The sequence below is a fragment of the Rubinisphaera italica genome (genome assembly GCF_007859715.1).
In the GTDB taxonomy this organism is placed as follows: Bacteria; Planctomycetota; Planctomycetia; order Planctomycetales; family Planctomycetaceae; genus Rubinisphaera; species Rubinisphaera italica.
In genome coordinates this window covers 3,317,338-3,336,786 of record NZ_SJPG01000001.1, presented here as the reverse complement: position 1 = coordinate 3,336,786, position 19,449 = coordinate 3,317,338, and the positions used below count along the sequence as shown (strand labels likewise).

Annotated in this window: 14 protein-coding genes; 4 read left to right on the top strand and 10 right to left on the bottom strand. The window is 48.8% G+C overall.

The window, feature by feature from the left end; all coding sequences use genetic code 11:
* Window positions 1-108: 108 nt before the first annotated feature.
* The 6 genes from Pan54_RS12380 to floA form a co-directional block, all read right to left on the bottom strand.
* Window positions 109-960: a triphosphoribosyl-dephospho-CoA synthase gene (locus Pan54_RS12380; protein WP_165441753.1), complete on the bottom strand. Its 852-nt coding sequence runs from the start codon at window positions 958-960 to the stop codon at window positions 109-111.
* 488 nt (window positions 961-1,448) lie between these two features.
* Window positions 1,449-3,608 (bottom strand): elongation factor G, encoded by a 2,160-nt coding sequence (gene fusA / locus Pan54_RS12375; RefSeq protein WP_146503781.1) that lies wholly within the window; start codon window positions 3,606-3,608, stop codon window positions 1,449-1,451.
* A 516-nt stretch (window positions 3,609-4,124) separates the two neighbouring features.
* Window positions 4,125-5,405 (bottom strand): glucuronate isomerase, encoded by a 1,281-nt coding sequence (locus tag Pan54_RS12370; protein WP_146503780.1) that lies wholly within the window; start codon window positions 5,403-5,405, stop codon window positions 4,125-4,127.
* Window positions 5,406-5,536: 131 nt separating this feature from the next.
* Complete coding sequence (locus tag Pan54_RS12365) at window positions 5,537-5,875, bottom strand: Spy/CpxP family protein refolding chaperone (protein ID WP_146503779.1); 339 nt, start codon at window positions 5,873-5,875, stop codon at window positions 5,537-5,539.
* Window positions 5,876-6,146: 271 nt separating this feature from the next.
* Window positions 6,147-6,362 (bottom strand): hypothetical protein, encoded by a 216-nt coding sequence (locus Pan54_RS12360; RefSeq protein ID WP_146503778.1) that lies wholly within the window; start codon window positions 6,360-6,362, stop codon window positions 6,147-6,149.
* 558 nt (window positions 6,363-6,920) lie between these two features.
* Complete coding sequence (gene floA / locus Pan54_RS12355) at window positions 6,921-7,871, bottom strand: flotillin-like protein FloA (protein ID WP_146503777.1); 951 nt, start codon at window positions 7,869-7,871, stop codon at window positions 6,921-6,923.
* A 237-nt stretch (window positions 7,872-8,108) separates the two neighbouring features.
* On the opposite strand from floA, the gene Pan54_RS12350 reads away from it, so the two are divergent.
* Together Pan54_RS12350 and Pan54_RS12345 are read left to right on the top strand one after the other, a co-directional pair.
* A complete protein-coding gene (locus Pan54_RS12350) occupies window positions 8,109-11,201 on the top strand; it encodes a PSD1 and planctomycete cytochrome C domain-containing protein (protein WP_146503776.1) in 3,093 nt (1,030 codons plus the stop codon).
* Between the two features lie 118 nt (window positions 11,202-11,319).
* Window positions 11,320-12,771: a DUF1501 domain-containing protein gene (locus Pan54_RS12345; RefSeq protein WP_146503775.1), complete on the top strand. Its 1,452-nt coding sequence runs from the start codon at window positions 11,320-11,322 to the stop codon at window positions 12,769-12,771.
* 159 nt (window positions 12,772-12,930) lie between these two features.
* On the opposite strand, the gene Pan54_RS12340 is transcribed toward Pan54_RS12345, so the two are convergent.
* The 3 genes from Pan54_RS12340 to Pan54_RS12330 form a co-directional block, all read right to left on the bottom strand.
* On the bottom strand, window positions 12,931-14,202 hold the full coding sequence (locus tag Pan54_RS12340; protein ID WP_146503774.1) for a hypothetical protein: 1,272 nt from the start codon (window positions 14,200-14,202) through the stop codon (window positions 12,931-12,933).
* Entirely contained in the window at window positions 14,199-14,717 is a 519-nt protein-coding gene (locus tag Pan54_RS12335) for an anti-sigma factor family protein (protein ID WP_146503773.1), read from the bottom strand. The genes Pan54_RS12340 and Pan54_RS12335 overlap by 4 nt, the downstream gene beginning before the upstream one ends.
* Window positions 14,718-14,994: 277 nt before the next feature.
* Entirely contained in the window at window positions 14,995-15,615 is a 621-nt protein-coding gene (locus Pan54_RS12330; RefSeq protein WP_146503772.1) for an RNA polymerase sigma factor, read from the bottom strand.
* Between the two features lie 394 nt (window positions 15,616-16,009).
* Here Pan54_RS12330 and eboE point away from each other — a divergent pair, with 394 nt between their 5' ends.
* Together eboE and Pan54_RS12320 are read left to right on the top strand one after the other, a co-directional pair.
* Window positions 16,010-17,182 (top strand): metabolite traffic protein EboE, encoded by a 1,173-nt coding sequence (eboE, locus tag Pan54_RS12325; RefSeq protein WP_146503771.1) that lies wholly within the window; start codon window positions 16,010-16,012, stop codon window positions 17,180-17,182.
* A gap of 110 nt (window positions 17,183-17,292) precedes the next feature.
* A complete protein-coding gene (locus Pan54_RS12320) occupies window positions 17,293-18,093 on the top strand; it encodes a methyltransferase domain-containing protein (protein WP_146503770.1) in 801 nt (266 codons plus the stop codon).
* Between the two features lie 234 nt (window positions 18,094-18,327).
* Here the strand turns inward: Pan54_RS12320 and queA are convergent, their stop codons facing one another.
* The gene (queA, locus tag Pan54_RS12315; RefSeq protein ID WP_242631297.1) at window positions 18,328-19,428 is read right to left on the bottom strand and encodes a tRNA preQ1(34) S-adenosylmethionine ribosyltransferase-isomerase QueA; all 1,101 of its coding nucleotides are present in this window, start codon (window positions 19,426-19,428) and stop codon (window positions 18,328-18,330) included.
* Window positions 19,429-19,449: the final 21 nt, after the last annotated feature.

The following is a 19,449-nucleotide window of genomic DNA, read 5'->3' as shown; positions in this document are numbered from 1 at the left end:
TTTGCATTTAATTACAAGCACGAAGCGCAAGCGAGTGAGTTTGATTCACACTTTTTGGCACACTCGCTTGCGCTTCGTGCTTGTAGATTTAATTTAATAGGAGTTTCGTCAGTTGGAAATCATACCTTCGCGCAAGCCGGCAAATAATGTAGCCGCTACGAGATCAGCAGAAGTGCCGGGGTTCTTTTGATGGCCATCATCACGAAGCCAGTCATCGAGTTTCGCAAATTCCTCACAACTTTCAGCTGTTTCCGGCCAGTTCAACTCAAGAACCTGTTTGGCTCGGATGCTCGATTCCTTAGCAACTTCATAACCACACTTGCGGGCGATTAGACTGTCGGGATAAGTCGCCATCCAATCCAGATGCAAACCGACAATTGCCTGATTGCGATCCTGCGGAAAACGCTCCCACCAAGCCTTGAGTCGGTCACGACCAAAGCCGAGGACATCGGCGAAATTATTAGAGTATTGCCGAGCGATCAGATCACGATCGGCAGCCAGCGACATGATTTGCCGAACGGATTCCGTCGGTTCCGTCGAGAGATCCTGCTCAGACGTTGTGCCCATTCCACCCGGTTGAGCGGTGCGGATTGCTTCGAAAATCAAACGACTGTCGGCGACATCGAGCCCATCGATAAATTGTGTAATATGGTGTTCAATTTCCCCTACTTGGGATGCTGCCGCGAGGGGAGCGATTAATAGCACGATGCCGAGATTCGTATTTTTGCCGATCTGCAGTTTGACAGTTTTCACCGCGTCAAGAATCGATTTAGAAATCCCGCGTTGATCGATTCGTGAAAGCATAAACGCAGTCACACGAGCAGAGCGGACGAAGTCATTGTACGTGAGATCGACAAAAGAAGCCTGGGGATGAACATTGCCCGCTTTAGGAGCTTCTGCTTCCCAGAGGCAAGCGGTTTCAATCCATTTTATTAATTGAGTGGTGCGGTCGTTAGTCAAAATCAAATCCAGGAATCAGGCGAGCCGAGTCAGTTATGACTCGGATTTTCTCACGATCATTGTGGTCTGTAAGATGAGTTGTGTATTAAATTTATCATAACCCGAAGCGTCAGCGAGGGGAAAGTGTTGCTTATTAATTCGCACAGATCAACAGCAGGGTTCAATACAACGGACATGACTCTTAATTATCAGTTGAGTAGTGAAAGTTCAACGATTCGGGGGCTTCTCTTCGAGAGCGCCCCGCCACCCCGGTATTGTTTATGTTTAACCGGATAATGAATTGAACGCCGTCCCCTCGCTTACGCTTCGGGTTAAGAAAAGTGGGAACATTAAACGAGAACAGCCGTGCATTTTCGTGCACGGCTGTTGTTCTCGTTTAGAGCAATTTCAATAATTCACTGCAGCGTACGGCAGGAGCAAACCCTGCGTTTTATGGTCATTTGATGATCATGCGACTGCAGAAACCATTTGAAAATGGTCTTAATCAATTACTTGTTATTCCGACGTTCTTCCAGTTCTTTGCGGCGGCGTTCGACGACTTCTTCCTGGACATTGCGAGGACAGCGGGCGTATCGGGCGAACTCCATGCTGAAGCCCCCTTTACCCTGTGTCATCGAACGGAGTTCGTTGGCGTAGTCGAACATGGCTGCCAAAGGCACTTCTGCCAGAATGTAGCAGGACATACTCTTGGTCGAAGATGATGTCACGATTCCACGCTTACTCGAAATATGACCTGTAATCGATCCCTGATATTCATCTGGAGCTTCGATATCCAGAGTCATGATCGGTTCGAGCAATGCCATATCGCACTTCTCACGCAGATTAGTTCGCATGCAGTCGAAGCCAGCAATTTTGAATGCCATTTCCGACGAGTCGACATCGTGATAAGAACCATCAGAGAGATAAGCATCTACTCCAACAACTTCACATTCGCACAACGGACCTTTTTCGAGAGCCCGCTGAAAACCAGCGTCGACGGATGGAATGTATTCTTTAGGAATACGTCCCCCGGTCACTTCGTTATGGAATTCATAAGGAGCTTCAAAACCTTCGGCCATCGGCACAATCTTGCCCACGATGTGAGCGTATTGTCCGGAACCACCGGTCTGCTTCTTATGTTTGTAATTGAACTCGACGGCTTTACTCGGAGTTTCTTTATAAGCCACCCGAGGTTCACCAATGATACACTCGCATTTGTACTCGCGTTTGATACGTTCGATATAAACATCCAGGTGCAACTGACCCATTCCGGCAATAATGGTTTGTCCGGTTTCTTCATCGGTCATCACATGGAATGTCGGATCTTCACGGCGGAAACGCTCGAGAGCTTTGCCGAGTTTGTCGGCACTGTCCCGGCTTTTCGGTTCAATCGACAGACGAATCACCGCTTCTGGAACGTAGATATTTTCCAGAGAGTAGTTCGCTCCATCTCCACAGAACGTATCCCCGGAAGCACAATCGACACCGACGATAGCGACAATGTCGCCGGCTCCAGCAACGTCGACATCTTCACGGTCGTTTGAGTGCATACGGACAATACGTCCGAAACGGGTTTTCTGACCCGTTCGAATATTGATGTAGCTTTCGCCCTTTTTGATTTGTCCCTGATAAATTCGGGTATAAGTCAACTGACCGAACTGCTCCATAACGGTTTTAAACGCCATGCAGACGAGCGGATCGTCATCACTTGTTGAGAGGGGAACTTTGAATTTTTCAGGATCGACTTTTTCATTCGTTCCATTATCCCGTTCTTCTTTTTCTGCTTTTTCGACAGCCGTGACATCGATTGCTTTCACTTGACGGTCGAGCGGCGAAGGAAGATAGCGAATCACGCCATCCAGGAGAACCTGAACACCTTTGTTTTTGAACGCACTTCCCATCATCACGGGAGTGATGCTTTGTGAAAGCGTTGCTTCACGGATGACATCTTCAATTTTACTGACAGGAATTTCGGATTCTTCCAGCAGCATTTCCATCAACTCATCGTCAAACAGAGAGAGCTGCTCGAGCATGTGGGCACGAGCGGCATCGGCTTTGTCTTTCAACTCCGCAGGAATTTCTTCGTACTTGATCTCTTCGCCGTTATCACCAAAGAAGTAAATCGCCCGCATGTTGAGCAGGTCGACAACCCCCTTGTGGTTTGTTTCGACACCAATTGGAATTTGTAATGGCACGGGAATTACGCCGAGCTTTTCTTCAATCTGTTGACAGACTGAATCCGGATCCGCTCCCGTGCGGTCGAGTTTATTGATGAACGCGATTCGAGGAATTCCGTAGCGTTTCATCTGACGGTCGACCGTCAATGACTGACTTTGCACACCACCGACTGAGCAGAGGACCAGAATCGCACCATCGAGAACGCGGAGTGAGCGTTCCACTTCGACTGTAAAATCGACGTGACCCGGCGTATCGATCACGTTAACCACGTGATCCTGCCAGCGGACCTGTGTTGCAGCTGAGGTAATCGTGATACCACGCTCGCGCTCGAGATCCATATGATCCATGACGGCACCTTCGCCACCGTCTTTCACATCGCCAATTTTGTAGGTCTTTCCAGCGTAAAACAGAATTCGTTCTGTTAACGTGGTTTTGCCAGAGTCGATGTGAGCGGAGATCCCAATGTTCCGTACTTGGTCGAGGTTTTTCATGGTTCGGTGTGCATAAATTCAGTGAGAGTTAAATACAGTCAGGTTGCCAATCAACCTGATGAAAAATTGACAGAGACACTTCCTCATACGTTCGCATCTCTGCTCTGAAATCTGCTTAGCTTTCCTGTAATCTCTTCGTGGAATAAAAATTCTGATTCCAACACTGAAGAGAATTCTCATCCATCATTCATAATGAAGAGACTTCGAGTGTGGTTACAAAGCAAGCAGATCTGAGGCAGTTGAACCCTGCCAAGCCGGCATTCAGAGCGTAAGCTCCCCATGTCCTGAGGGTTCTAGAGCATTTTCAAAAAATTATCTGCAGCGTACGGCAGGAGCAAACACTTCGTTCTATGATCATTTGATGCTCATGCGACTGCAGAAACCATTTGAAAATGGTCTAGTAAGAATATTAGCGACGTCATAGCAGTCTGAAAAGAGGAAACGCCCCGCTAATTGGGCAGATTTCGCTCCAATTCGCGGGAATCTTCGGAAATTTGCCTGTTTGCATTGCGGAAATTATCGACCGAAGATCGTTTCGACATTTCCTCGCAGGATCAAATGCCCCAGTTCGACAGCTCGTTTTTCGGACCAGCCTCGATCCACAACAAACTCCTGAGCAAGGACTTTGGCCAGAATTCGTCGATACATGCGGAATTTGGGCAGTGCAAATTCCAGCTTGTACATATCGCTGTAATAGCCGACGTATTTAGTCTGTGGGATCGCAGTCAATCGTGTCCGACAATCCTGTTCAATGTACGGCGGCGTGTTCGAGTACCACCAATGCCCATTGGCGATGACATTCGGGAAAATCCATGAATAACTGACCAATTCCTGATTGCTTGTGCTGGTTAACACAGAAATCGGGAACGTAACCTGAGGGAAACTATTAAACAGGTCGCGATATTGAATTAGGGAAGTTCGTTTGTCGTACAAATCCTGGCCTTGAAACACGCCGTTTTCGTAAACACGTCGATTCACGCCAATCATCAGATCGAATGGAAGTTCAAAGACGACACAATTCTCAGCCAGCTGCCAGAAGACAAACTGACTCAACTGAGCAGCCTCGGCTTCATTCAGTTTTTCTCCCCGCCCCAATTGAGACCAATAAGGCGCAACTGTGCCACTCGGGACTAGCGTCGGTGAAAAGTCAGGAGGCAGTGAAATCGCACAGGCTCGGGCTCCATTTTTCGTGAAATGCGTAAACAGATCGCGAATCGCAGCCTGTAAATCTTCGATAGAACCGAGATCGCGGTTGGTTGCTTTAGAGAGCCGTTCGCGGACGTCTGATTTTGTCAGATGAAAAACGAGATCGTCAGTACGCAGACAGGGAACATACAGTGAAGTATCGAAGCCTTCGAGGGGATCATCGAAATCGTTGGTGAGATAGACCTGCTCGAGCCCTGATTTTTTCAGAACCTGCTGCTCCCAGTCGGACTGGCCGAGCACTTTGTCGGCTTGATCGTACAGGTTCTCCCAGTTTTCTGTTGTGATTCGATCATCTTCGAAATTGAAGAATTCCCGGCAGATCTCGATCAACCAGGCATATTGAGCTGTATTTTCCAGTGCACTCAGTTTTGGAACGAGCCGACCGACTTTCTCTTTGGGGGAGATTCCCGGTTCTTCAATCTTGTTCTTTGCCAGCCCAGCCGAGTGCGCCAGTTCAGTATAATAGTGATATCCCATGATGTCCCCTAGCGACTTTGAAGCAGCCGCATGGGGGTTGATGTGCGTGTGAGGATCGATCAGCGGAAGGGCTTCGAGTTCCTGAAAGAGACGCTGTTGGAGAGAATCACTCATGAAATAACCGTTGTGGACCAAATCTGGCAGGGAAATTAAAAATATCCGCAGCAAAAGTTTCTACTGCGGATGAACACCATATGAACCACTTTATCGATTGTGGATTAGCTTGAAAACCCTATTGCAGAATCTCAGGAGGACTGCCGTTTCTTCCGAGCCGCAGTGACCAGGTCATTCAACTCAGTCCGTTGTTCGGGAGTTAATACAGACTGAATTTCCAGCGTTTCCTCAGTTCGCATGTCTTCGAGTTGTCGGATGAGTTCTTCTGTTTTCGTGCGGAACTCCGCCTGAATTCCATAAATTTTAGTGCGTTGTTCATCGCTCAATCCAATTTGTCCATAGTAATTGGGTAATCGATTCTTCGAGCGAGCAGTCGCCGGCGCTTCAACAGATTTCATCTTCTGAGCAGGAGCTGAACTGATGACAAAGCACAGGCAGAGGCAAAGCGTGATTAGACCAGTCGTTTTCATAGGGCTTTCTTCCGTCATGTATGAAGAATTTAATCATGGAGACGATCAAGTTCGGAAACACTTGTTACCAAATGGTCTCCTGTTCACATTCTGGCCAGAAGTTTTATTCCGTTGCAAGAGACAGGTAGAATCGATTTGAAATTTATTGCATAAAAATACTTTAAATTTACGCTATTGCAGGACAGGCTTCAAAAAGTTCTCGCTGTGCATAAAAAAACACCGCAGATGCTAAAAGCAAATGCGGCGTCTAATTGGTTGGTTAAACAGGACTTCAGGAATTGACAGCCATCTCAGCGGTGGCGTTTCCCTCGATCAAGGCGGCCAGTTCACGAAGTTCAGTCAGTTGTTCGCGACGCAAAGCCACCGTTTCTTCGGTTGGGTCTTCGCGACGTAAACGCACGGAACTTGTGATATATCGCAACCCTTCGAGCAGCAGATCCTGCTGACGAGTGTTCAATTCCACGTGGAGTCGATCGGTTGTGGACATGAGAGTATCCTTATAAACAACGCGGCTGCCGACCTTCCTGATTCAGTAACCGACCTGATTTGTTCTGTATGTCTTCTTGACTTGGAGAGTAGCTAGCGGATTAAACCATTCTCTAAGAACAATGTTAGCAATTGTCAGGCCAAACTCAATCGAAAGCTGACTAATCCGCGGAAATGTCAGACGAATGCTGTTTGGATAATTGCATAAGTTGACGAATGAAGCGCGTTTTCGATCAACCGACACCAAACAATGTCGGTTATCCTTATCTATCGAACTCTCATCATTCAGACTTCGAAACTATTCTCTGTGTAGTTACGACAACTACAGACCGACTTTTGAAAAATAATGCAATTATCCGTGTAATCGTTACGAAAACGCCGAAGGACAGGGGAATCATTAAGCAGATTGGGCGAGCCGGGTTAGTCATGTCTCGGACGGGGCTGGGGGCGTATCAAAGCCAAGCCCGCAGTTCATCACACCATCTTGCTGCATCACTTCGTTCGTCCCCAGCCACCTGGGTTTTAATAAAGACTGAAACGAATTCAATTTCAAGTATTGTTAGGAGTTCTGCGATTTGCCATTCAATCTTAAGCCATCCTGACGGAATGCATCCGACATCGCCTTCGGAATTTCTGCTTCCGCCAAAATCACTTGGGCACGGTTTTCCTGAGTCAACGCCATCATCTCGGCTTCGGTTGCCACAGCCTTGGCACGTTTTTCTTCGGCACGGGCTCGGGCAACACGCATGTCAGCCTCGGCTTGATCTCCCTGTAACCGAGCACCGATATTGTCGCCGACATCGATATCGGCAATGTCAATCGAAACGATTTCATAGGCCGTCTGTGAGTCGAGACTTTTTGCCAGCACAGCTTTGGCGATCATCATCGGATTGGCCAGCACATGCTTGTGGCTTTCACTCGATCCAATTGCCGAAACAATTCCCTCGCCGACGCGGGCAATCACCGTGTCTTCGGTGGCTCCGCCGATCAATTGAGCCAGATTCGTTCGAACCGTCACTCGGGCACGAGCTTTCAATTGAATGCCATCACGGGCGACACCGTCGAGCGTATTACGGGAATGGCGTTTAGGATCTGGACAGTCGATGACTTTGGGGTCAACACTGGTTCGCACGGCATCGACGACATCGCGACCTGCCAGATCGATCGCAGCAGCTGTGTCCCAGTCCAGATCAATCTTGGCTCGTTGAGCAGCAATCAGAGCCTGCACAATGCGGCGGATATTACCACCTGCCAGATAATGGGCCTCAAAAGCAGCCGTCGGAATTTTTGGTAAACCAGCCTGCACAGCCATAACACGAGCATCGATAATGGCGGTGGGGTTGACCTTTCGCAGAGACATCAACACGAGTTGAATCGGGCCGACGTGTGCTCCAGTAACAAAGCCACGTAACCACAGGTGAAAATACTTTGTGAAGAGCACAAAGACCACAATGCCTAAGATGACCGCGAAAACAATAGCCGCGAAGATCAGCATTTCCTGCGAAAACATATTGAGCGTCCTATTTGATAAGTGTCGTCTCGGAGTGTTCATCAATTAGTTTAGCCTGCCAGCATACGGGGTTGCAAGTTGATCCCCTCAAAGATTCGCATCTTCACCAACAGGATTCTGTTATTCAGAAAGTTGTCAAGTTTGAATCTTCAACCTTGTCGAGTGCATTCTCTTTCACGTATAAAGGGTATTCGATGCTTTTTTTAATACTTCGAAGCGACTTCGGGAAGATTGCTGATGAGTACCACTAAGTCTAAGAAATGCCTCTGCTTGCTGAGTGCTTTCATTATCCTATACGGTTTGCAGACTCAGATTCAGGCAGCTGATCCAAAATCGGAGATTGATTTCGAAAAGCATGTCCAGCCGATTTTGCGACAGCATTGTTTCCGCTGTCACGGAGAATCTCACGAGAAGGGCGGTTTCCGACTTTCCCGCAAGGCAGCCGCATTCGGCACCGGAGATTCTGAAGAAGCTCTCATCATTCCCGGCAATGCGGCAGCAAGTTTACTGATTACTCGTGTGGAAGATGCCGATGCGGGTGATTTGATGCCGCTTGATGGTGAGCCGCTGGCGGATAAAGATATTCGGATCTTAAAAAAGTGGATCAATCAGGGAGCGAATTGGCCCGACTCGGCAGCGGTCGCAACACATTGGGCCTACGAACCGATTGTCAGGCCTGAAATCCCAGAGGTCGAAAATCAAGCCTGGGTAAAAACTCCCGTCGATGCTTTCGTCTTAAAACAGATTCAGGAGTCCGGCTACGAACCTGCTCCTGAACTCGATCGCGCCCGCTGGTTGCGACGAGTTTCTCTCGCTCTCATCGGCTTGCCTCCGACTCCCGAACAGATCGAAAAGTTTGAAGCCAATCAATCTCCAGAGGCTTATGAACGTGCCGTTGAGGACCTGCTCGCCTCTCCTCGCTTTGGCGAAAAGTGGGCGGTCGCCTGGCTCGATCTGGCTCGCTATGCCGATTCGAATGGCTTTCAGGCAGACCAACTTCGCGACAGTTGGGCTTACCGCGACTGGGTGATCTCCGCATTCAATCAGGGGATGCCAATTGATCAGTTTGTCGTTGAACAACTCGCAGGCGATCTTCTGCCTGATGCGACCCCCAGTCAGAAAATTGCGACCGGCTTCCATCGGACTGTGACCTGCAATGTCGAAGCGGGAGTGCATCCCGAACAAAATCGCGTCAATCAGGTGTTCGATCGCGTTAATACGACAGGCACGGTATTTCTGGGAACTTCGATGGAATGTGCCCAGTGTCACGATCATAAATACGATCCTTTTTCTCAGGAAGATTATTATCGACTGTTCGCTTACTTCAATAACACTCCATTGGAAGTGAAGCAGACGGCTGGAGTGACTTACGATTTCTACGGCCCTTCCATGGAACTGCCTCTTCCTACGAAGGAACAGAAACAACGAAAAGAGTTGCAGAAACAACTGGCTGATTTGCAAGCCAGGCAGAAAGCAACGCTCGATTCCTCCGAAGAAGATTATCAACTCTGGTTGACTCAACTGAAAAGCACCTCGGCAATACCCGAATGGTCTGTTCTCACTATTAGCGAATTTGAATCGACAGGCGGAGAAACCAGCACAATTCTGGAAGATCAATCAGTACTCGTAACCGGTCGCATTCCGGGAACAACTATTTATACTTTGACGGCTCAAGCAGAATTGGCGGAAATCTCGGCTATTCGCGTGGATGCCTTGACGCATCCCGAAATTCCCGGCATGGGACCGGGACGTGGCGATGAACTCCGCACGAATTTTATCCTCAGTGAAATCGAGTTCAAACTGATTCGCGGAGACAAAACGGAACGGCTCGAATTGGCCAATGCTATCGCCGATTACTCACAGGATCGTTGGGATGTCACTCAGGCAATTGATGGAGATCGAAAAACGGGCTGGGCGATCGGTCAGGAATTCGGCAAGCCGCATTGGTCGCAATTCACACTCATTGAACCAGCAAAACTGAATGCAGGAGACCAGATTGAAATCGTTCTCGATCAAAACTACGGCCGTGGTCGGACCATTGGTTGCGTTCGTGTCTCCGCTTTTGGGGGCGATCCGACAATGCTGTCGATTCCTGAAGAAGTCCGAAAGCTGGCCTCTACCGACAAAATCAATTCCAAAGATGAGAAGAAATTGCGAGACTTTTATTCTGCTCAGAATCCTCAACTGGCCAAGCTCGAATTGCAGATCGAAACGGTCAACAAGAAACTGAAGCAGATTGAGCCACCCACCACATTAGTGATGGTGGAAATGGACAAACCTCGAAAAACTCATGTGCTTTCGCGGGGCGATTATTTGAACCCGGCTCAAGAAGTGACCGCAGGGTTGCCGGGAGTATTTTCCGTGCCCGATGACAAATTCGAGACAAATCGCCTCGGTTTTGCCCGTTGGTTAGTCTCTGATGAAAATCCGCTGCTCGCCCGGGTGACGGTTAACCGCTGGTGGACGCAGATTTTCGGTCGTGGCATCGTGATGACTCCAGAAGATTTCGGGACCCAGGGAGAACCGCCTACGCATCCAGAATTACTCGACTGGCTGGCTGACGAACTTCGTTCCCATAACTGGTCGATGAAGCATGTTCTCAAGCAAATTGTTCTCTCCTCGACATTCCGGCAATCGGCTGATTTGACTCCTGAACTCCTCGAGGCTGATCCTGATAATGCACTCTACGCCCGTGGACCACGTTTCCGGATGCAAGCCGAGATGATCCGCGATAACGCGCTCGCAATCAGCGGATTACTTTCAGAAAAAATGGGTGGAGAACCGGTCATGCCGTTTCAGCCGGATGGTATCTGGCGATCCATTGGAAGGAATCAACCCAAGTGGATTACCGCGCAGGATGAAGACCGCTTCCGCCGCGGGATCTACATCATCTGGAAACGCGATGCCCCATATACTTCGCTGATGAGTTTCGATGCTCCCGACCGCACCGCCTGCGTGGTGAAACGTCCTCGAACCAATACGCCGTTACAGGCTCTGACACTACTCAATGACCCGGCTTATTCGGAGATGGCACTCGGGCTGGCGACGCGAATTTTGAAGCATGCCAGCAATTCAAGCGATCGAGAACGGATGATTTACGGCTTTCAACTCGCCATTGCCCGGCAACCCACAACCGTGGAAATCGATTTGCTGACTGAGTTGCTGGAATCCGAGCGAGCAACACTGGACGCAAATCCCAAACTGATCGAACAACGGATGAAACTCAAACTGAAAGAGTTTCCAGAAGCTAAAGTCGAATCCAAAGAATTAGCAGTCTGGTTTTCTGTAGCCAATGTTCTGCTAAACCTGGATGAAACGATTACGCAGTGATTGTTTCAATGAATAATCAGCCACAGAGAGTCCTCTGTGCTCTCTGTGGCAATAAAAATATGTCTCGTTGAAGCGTAAGCACGGGCACAAATTGATTAGTAACCAAGAGTTATAAACCATGACAAATTCTCCTCTGCAATTCGTCAATCCTGAACTGACGCGTCGTTATATGTTGCAGAAGTCGGGGTACGGACTCGGGGCTTGTGCGCTGGCATCGTTGTTGAATCAGGATGCAGTTGCTGATCGTCGCGAAAAACCTCTGGAAATGCGAACTCCCGATTTTCCGGCTCGGGCAAAGAATGTCATCTATATTCATCTAGTCGGGGCTCCTTCGCATTTGGATCTATTCGACTATAAGCCCCAGCTGCAGGAACGTAATGGTCAGCTTTGCCCGGACGAGTTCTTTGAGGGCAAGCAACTGGCCTTCATTCGTGAACAACCCGTCTTGATGGGAACACCAAAATCGTCTGAATTTGCATTCAAAAAATGTGGTCAGTCAGGACTGGAAATTTCGAATCTGATGCCGAATCTGCAGGGTGTGGCGGATGAATTATCGATTCTCAAAACCGTCACGACGCAGCAGTTCAATCATGCCCCCGCTCAACTTTTTATGCTGACTGGTTTCGAGCGTTTCGGAAGACCCAGTATCGGTTCCTGGGTCACTTACGGACTTGGCTCTGAAAATCAGAATCTACCTGGCTTTGTAGTTTTGATTACCGGGCAGATCCTCGGAGCTGGCAGTAGTGCCTGGGGGAGTGGGTTTGTTCCCACTGTTTACCAGGGAGTCGAATTCCGCTCACAGGGAGATCCTGTACTTTATTTATCAAATCCTCAAGGCGTGACTTCCGAGAGCAGGCGGGGAATTATTGATACGGTCAACCGATTGAATCAGGTGCAGGTGGCTGATGTAGCCGATCCCGAAATTGCAACTCGCATTAGTCAGTATGAAATGGCCTACCGGATGCAAACCAGTGTGCCGGAGTTGATGGACATCAAAGCGGAATCTCAGCGGACTCATGATCTGTATGGAACCGAACCTGGCAAAACCAGCTTTGCCAATAACTGTCTGCTGGCCCGACGGCTCGTCGAACGCGGCGTCCGTTTTGTGCAATTATTCGATGAAGGCTGGGACATGCACGGCTCTGTATTCAATAACTTGCCGAAAAAATGCAAACAAGTTGATCAGCCAATCGCTGCATTGATTCAAGATCTCAAAGAGCGTGGCTTGCTCGATGAAACGCTCGTTGTCTGGTCTTCCGAATTCGGCCGTACGCCGATGGCTCAAGGGAAAAATGGGACAGGGAAGGAGACCAAAGCGGGTCGCGATCATCATAAAGAAGGCTTTTCGTTATGGATGGCTGGCGGCGGAGTGAAGGGTGGTTTTTCTTATGGACAAACCGACGAACTCGGCTACGCTCCCGTCGAAAATGAGGTTCCTGTCCACGATTTCAACGCGACCATCCTGCATTTGCTGGGAGTTAATCACGAACGATTGACCTACCGATATCAGGGCCGTCAGTTCCGCCTGACGGACGTGCATGGCAATGTTGTGCACGAAATTATCGCGTAATATAACGTTGATTTCGCAGAAAGTATTATAGGATCCACTGGGTGGAGGGGGCGCTCCGCTTTAGCGGAAGCCCCCGGGTGTTCTACGATTCGGGGGCTTCTCTTCGAGAGCGCCCCCGCCACCCGGATCGTTTTGACTGGATTAGTTTATATTCAGTGATTACGACTCTACCGGTCGTGGCGGTGCACCGGGTGGACGCCCCGGAGGTGGTCCATCGGGGCGTCTCTCTCTTCCATCCTTGGGAGGTCCGAAACGATCATCGTCACGACCACGTTCATCCTCAGGCCGCCGTCCACCGGGAGGGCCTCCCCCATTATTCCGGCGATCAAAGGGATGCAATTCACTGAGCACCTGGGCATGAAAATCATGATTCATGAAAATGCTCTCATTGCGATGAGTATCCCAAAGATACAGCCACATGAGTGCCTCGGCCTGATAATCAGCCGGGCTGTTCAATAATGCCGCCTGCTGATTGGTTTCGAGTTGTGCAAAAAATGATTGCAGTTCATTATTGGAAACTTGATCGACTCGCTCAAAACCTCGCATTTCGGAGACCATTAAGCTTCTCAACAGCAGACTGCGAAATGCAATTCGTTCCCAGGCAACGGCAGGCAAAATGCGAGTAAATCGACTACTTTCTTCTTCACTCGGCTTTTCAAGCTTCAGTCCATTTTTACGGACCAGTTCGAGTGTCTGCTGATTGGGCCAGGTCATTCTCGGATTGTTGGTATTGGCAATTGAAGCTCCGAGAATGCGAGACATTCTAGCAATGCCGGTCAACTTTAGTTGCTCAATTTGATCTCGCTGTGCAGAAGCCAGTTGCGAAAATAGAATTTCGTTGACCACCTGATTGAGTTGCTCATCCTGCAATAGAAACGGGGTCGTATTGTTGATACTCCAATTGGGGTCGAGCATCCACATCAGGATAGAAAGGCGACGATCTCCCTTGGAAATAATCCGAGCCATCAATTCCGGCAGCAGTCGATTGTCCTGCGTTCGGTTTTCTCTCAAAATCGATTCTACGGTCGCAATTTGAGCGGCTGGCTCCGGGCTGTTTCGCAGACTTTGTCGTTCAAATGGCGATAGTGTATCGAGCCATTTCGTATATTGATCAATCAATGGTTCGAGTCCATTCTGCTCAATATAGTTATGCAATTCCCAATATCGGGCTTTCTCTGCATTCGAGAGTGATTGATAAGTCTCCAGATTTCGATCGAGCCTCTCCCGATCCTCCTGAGGCAGGCTGGAAATTTTTTGTTTGATGTCCCGGGATTCTCTGAGTGACAACTTCGGGCCGAATGTCGCTCCACAGAGAATGACTAGACAGCAACTTCCGAGCAATGGAAAGGCCCATCTGGAGAAACGATGCGTTGGAGAAGAAATTGCTTTTTTTGCATCGATTTCAGTGAGATTTTCATGCGGATGCTTCATCGTATGGCCTCCCCATTCTCCTGATTATGTTTAAGCCATTCCGGGCTACTCTGCAATTTCTTGAGAAATTCCACAGAGCCAATTTCCTGGTAACTGTCAAATTGCTCAAGGACAGGATAGTTTTCAATCAGGGCTTCAGTTGTTGAAGGTGGAAAACTTCTCATGAGTGCAAACCCGACAAATCCACAGGCAATCACCAGGCACCAACCGAGAACCCGACTCCCCACTTCCTGGGCTTTTCGAAACCAGGCCTGATCGGAAAGTGGCGTTTGCTGTTCGTCCATCTTCAATGTGGCGATGGTCTTTTGAGCAAAATCCTCGGGAGCTTTTGTACGGGGCAGGGTGTCGAGGACCTCCCAGACTGTTGCCAGCGATTCCATATCGTGACGCGCAACCTCATTCTGTGACAGCAAACGCTCGATCTGTTGCGTTTCCTGCTCACTCAATTCGCCATCAAGATAAGCGACAAAATTGGATCGCTGATCGGCGGTTAATCTGGCGAGTTTTTCTACCATGCGACTTGCTCAAAAATTGACAATAACAACATTACATCACTGGATATGGCCAAACACGTTTTTAATCAATTTGGTCAGGCAATGCCCGACCTGCAGTTATCTGAAATTTTGGAACCGCGGATGGACACGGATAAACACAGATGTGATTTTCAACATTTCCTCTTAGCCCAAATTTGTATTTTTTAAAAATGATCTGAGGTTCAAAACTTAATGAGGAGCCCTGTTTAGTAAATTAAATAGGACTCCGCAGTACTATTTGAAGTGCCTGCTTGCTGAGTTACATTTGCACGTAATTTTCCAGAAAGTCCCGTAAGTTTTCCCGTGCTCTGGACAGCAAAGATTTCACTGCGGAGGGGGAAAGTTCCAGAGTGTCTCCAATATCGGAGTAACTCATTTCTTCAAATTTGTTCAATAACAGGGCCATCCGCTGGCGATCGTTCAAGGTTTCCATCGCCTGATGAATGATCGTGACCAGTTCGGCTTTATCGAGTTGTCGAGCCGGCATTAATGCCGATTTCTCGGCCAGATTCTTTTCAGGCAGGCCTGTTTTTACAGGGCCCGATTCACCACTGCTGAATTGAACTTCTTTACGTCGTTTGGAGGATCGGCGGGCATTGCTGGCAAGATTATTGGCGATGCGAAATAACCAGGTGGAAAATTTCGCTTTAGGTTCATATCCACGACGTGCCCGGTAGACACGCATAAAAGTTTCCTGAGCAAGATCTTCTGCAGCTTCCTGGGAACCAAGTATCGTGCTGAAAATACCCACCACCCGATCCTGATAGTTTTCTACCAACTCGGCAAAGGCTTCTTCATCATCTTCGCGCACCCTGAGCATCAACTGAACGTCGGGATCGCTCAGATACGGATTACTTGGTGCTTGCGAGGTCGCATTCACAATTACTGGTTTTTCTCACAAGTATGAATAACGGATTGTTTGTTGATCGCATTTGCAACCAAGCCGATCCGGTCAAAGATATTCGAATTTGATTGTCTTGAGACAGCCGCTCTCTTATTGTCGTCAAAGTTCGCCCCAGAGGCAACAGTCCCATGACAATGCAGAACAATCTCTAATCGATTATTATCTAAAAAGTTACTAAATCCCCTGGGATCTCAGTTTTTGAGATCACCAAGAATGCAAAATCGAAACTCAATATGGATTGAACACTCAAAAAACGATGAGGTTTCGCAACTCATATGTGGTTTCAGCAGCGTTTAACTAAGAATAACTCTCCATCATCACTTTCAGCATGTCATTATCCTGATAACTTTTCAATTACGAATAAATCGTTATGTCAATTTCCACGCTTCCCCTCAGCTATTGCGGTAATGTTCATCCGGCCAACACCGTTCCCGAATTCATTCAGATATTACAGGAGAAAACGGCTCTCGTGCAGCAGAAAACCGGTTCCAGGATTGCCGCTGGTTTGTGGTTGCCCGATGCGATTACTCGTGAAATCGAATCCAAGCCTCAACTCCTCGATGATATTCAGATCACACTTCAGCAGCACGATTTAATCTGCTACACGCTGAATGCATTTCCATTCGGGAATTTTCATTCCGAGCGAGTCAAAGAACAGGTCTATCTGCCGGATTGGACGCAGGAAAACAGACGAGAATATACTATACGCTGCGCCCGAATACTGGCGGCATTATTACCGGATGGTGTTGAGGGTTCTATTTCGACCGTTCCGCTAGGCTTCAAGGAACTTTCTGGCAGAGAAGGTTTTCTGAAAGAGTGCTGCGATCAATTGATCGAAACCGCTCGATTGCTCGATGAAATTCACGACGATACCGGCCGCATCATTCGCCTGGCGATCGAGCCCGAACCACTTTGCGTGCTGGAAACAACACCGGAAGTTGTTGACTTTTTTGCTCTGTTACGCGAACGGGTGAAGTCCAACGAATTAGCCGAAATTGTCGAACGGCACCTCGGAGTCTGTTACGATGTTTGCCATCAATCGGTGGAATTTGAAGATGTTGCCGCTTCGATCCGAACATTGCAGGAGCATGACATTCGCATTAATAAGGTGCACATCACCTGTGCCATCGAATTGCAGAACCCGGCTACCAATGAGGCGGGGCGAAAATTCTTAGCGGACTTTGCCGAACCCCGTTATTTACATCAGACGTTTCGAACTCAGTCTGGAAAGAGTCAATCGATTATCGATCTGACTGCTGAATTCGCCAATAGCCCACCTGCAGACTGGCTTGATGCTCCCTGCTGGCGGATTCACTTTCACGTTCCCGTTCATGCGGAAAACCTGGGGCCTCTCAACACAACTCGCCCCGACTTGAAACTGGCATTGGCAGAAATCGCGAAACTGGAATACGCACCCCATCTCGAAGTGGAAACCTATACCTGGTCGGTCATGCCCGGCGAAAACCTGCCAGATCCCTGCGAAGGACTTGCGCGAGAGATGACTGCCACAATGCAGTTATTGTCCGATCTGGAGTCAAAATAGTTTTATAAAAGGGTGTCCCAGATAGCTCCACTTTCCGGGCTATCCCATTACGGCGTTAAACAAACGAAATCAACTTTTACCATCATACAGGCGTATCAAGTCACACAAATATGGACTACCGAACTCGAAATCGTGCCGCTTACGATCGACTTGTTCGTGAGGGTGCCGTCTTTGCCAAAGTCGCTACCGATGAAGAATGTCAGCGACCACTGGCGATACTCGATTCGCGTGGCTGGTTACCAAAATCTGTTGTTGGCTTAAAGGTGCTCTGTCTGGCCGCAGGAGGAGGATGGCAATCGATTCTCTATGCAACTGCTGGTGCAGAAGTCACTGTCGTCGACCTCAGCCAGGAAATGTTGGCACTCGATCAACGGGAAGCAAAGCGTCGCGGGCTCTCTCTGAAATTGATCGAAGCCTCCATGGACGATCTGCCCATGCTGGGTGACAGTCAGTTCGATATCGTCCATCAACCGGTCAGCACCTGCTACGTGCCTCAGCTATTGCCAGTGTTTCAGGAAGTTGCACGCGTGCTTAAGCCGACGGGACATTATATCAGCCAACACAAATCCCCTGTGAGTCTGCAGATTTCTCACCGCACGAACAAAAATGAATACGTGATCGGCCTCGATTATTACCACGAAGGACCACTGCCTGCAGTTGAAGATACCTCTTACCGCGAAGCAGGTGCGGTCGAGTATCTGCATCGCTATGAAGAAATTCTCGGCAGTATGTGTGAAGCAGGCTTAGTCATCGAAGCCTTCAGCGAACCCAAACGGGCTCACACCGAGGCAAAGCCGGGCGATTATCGTCATCGTGGAAATTTCATCGCCCCCTACCTGAGAATCAAAGCCAGACGGAGTGAACAGGCTTCGAATCCTGCTCCGAATAAGTCGCAACTATGGACCCCGTAAATGTTGGCGTAGGTCAGGCACTACCTGACGAAATGGATATTGAATTCTACTTTCATCGCAGAGAAATCAAAAATGGGTGCCATGCTTGCATCGCGCAGCAGGGCAAGCATGATTCGAGGTGGATTTTGTCCAGATTATCGAATTATCATCAATGTGTTATCCTGGAAAATCCTTGTCGATCAAGTCAACAATTACCACGCCCATCACTTCGTTCTGAGCGTGCCACCCAGCGTTTCATAAAATTAACATCGCATCCCCATAACTGAAAAATCGATACCGTTCCTCAACCGCAATTCGATACGTTTCCATGATCTCTTCATACCCCGCAAACGCACTCAGCATCACTAGCAGAGTGGAATGTGGCAAATGAAAGTTGGTAATCAGGACATCGACGGCATGAAATTTGAAGCCCGGGCGGATGAATAAAGTCGATTCTCCCTGCCACGGCTGCAATGTGCCCGATTGACTGGCCGTCTCCAGAGTTCGCACGGTGGTCGTGCCAACGGCAATCACCCTTCCATTGTTTTCTCGACAGTGTTGAATCTGCTGGACGGTTTCTTCCTGCACCTCACACCATTCGGCGTGCATCGTATGTTCATCGAGTTTTTCCACACCAATCGGACGGAACGTGCCCAGTCCAACATGCAAAGTCACTTCCGCAATTGTCACCCCTTTTTGACGGCATTGCTCCAGCAATTCAGGCGTGAAATGTAACCCGGCTGTCGGAGCTGCCGCTGCTCCCGGTTGGTTGGCATACACTGTTTGATAGCGTTCCCGGTCTTCCGCCTGAGCATGCCCATGTTGAATATAGGGAGGCAGGGGAACCGATCCGATGGCATCGAGTATTTCCCAATGAGTGCGGGGGTCCTCTTCTGATTGCAGAGGGCGAACCTGCCAGCGACCTTCATCTTTTCGGGCGATGAGCTTCAATTGGATACGATTCGAGCCATCATCATTCACAACCGTAATGGTTTCCCCCGGCTGCAATTTTCCGCGAGTCTTGCCGATGATCTCCCATGTCTGTTCGCTGTCAATTCCCAGAAACAGGCCTTCCCATTTACCGCCAGTCTGATCACGAACTCCGCGTAAACGAGCCGGAACAACTTTGGTCCGATTCACAACCAGACAATCGTTCGGCTGAAGATACTCGAGCAGATTGAAAAAATGGGCATGCGTCCGCTCGCCCGTGTTCCGGTTAAAGACCAGCAATCGCGATTGATCCCGCTTTTCTGCCGGCGATTGGGCAATCAGCTCTTCGGGTAAGTCGTATGCGTACGACGAGATCAGATTCAAATCCACCATATAAAATTCCAGCTCTACCGTTGTCGATGACATCCTGATTCCACAGGGTATCAG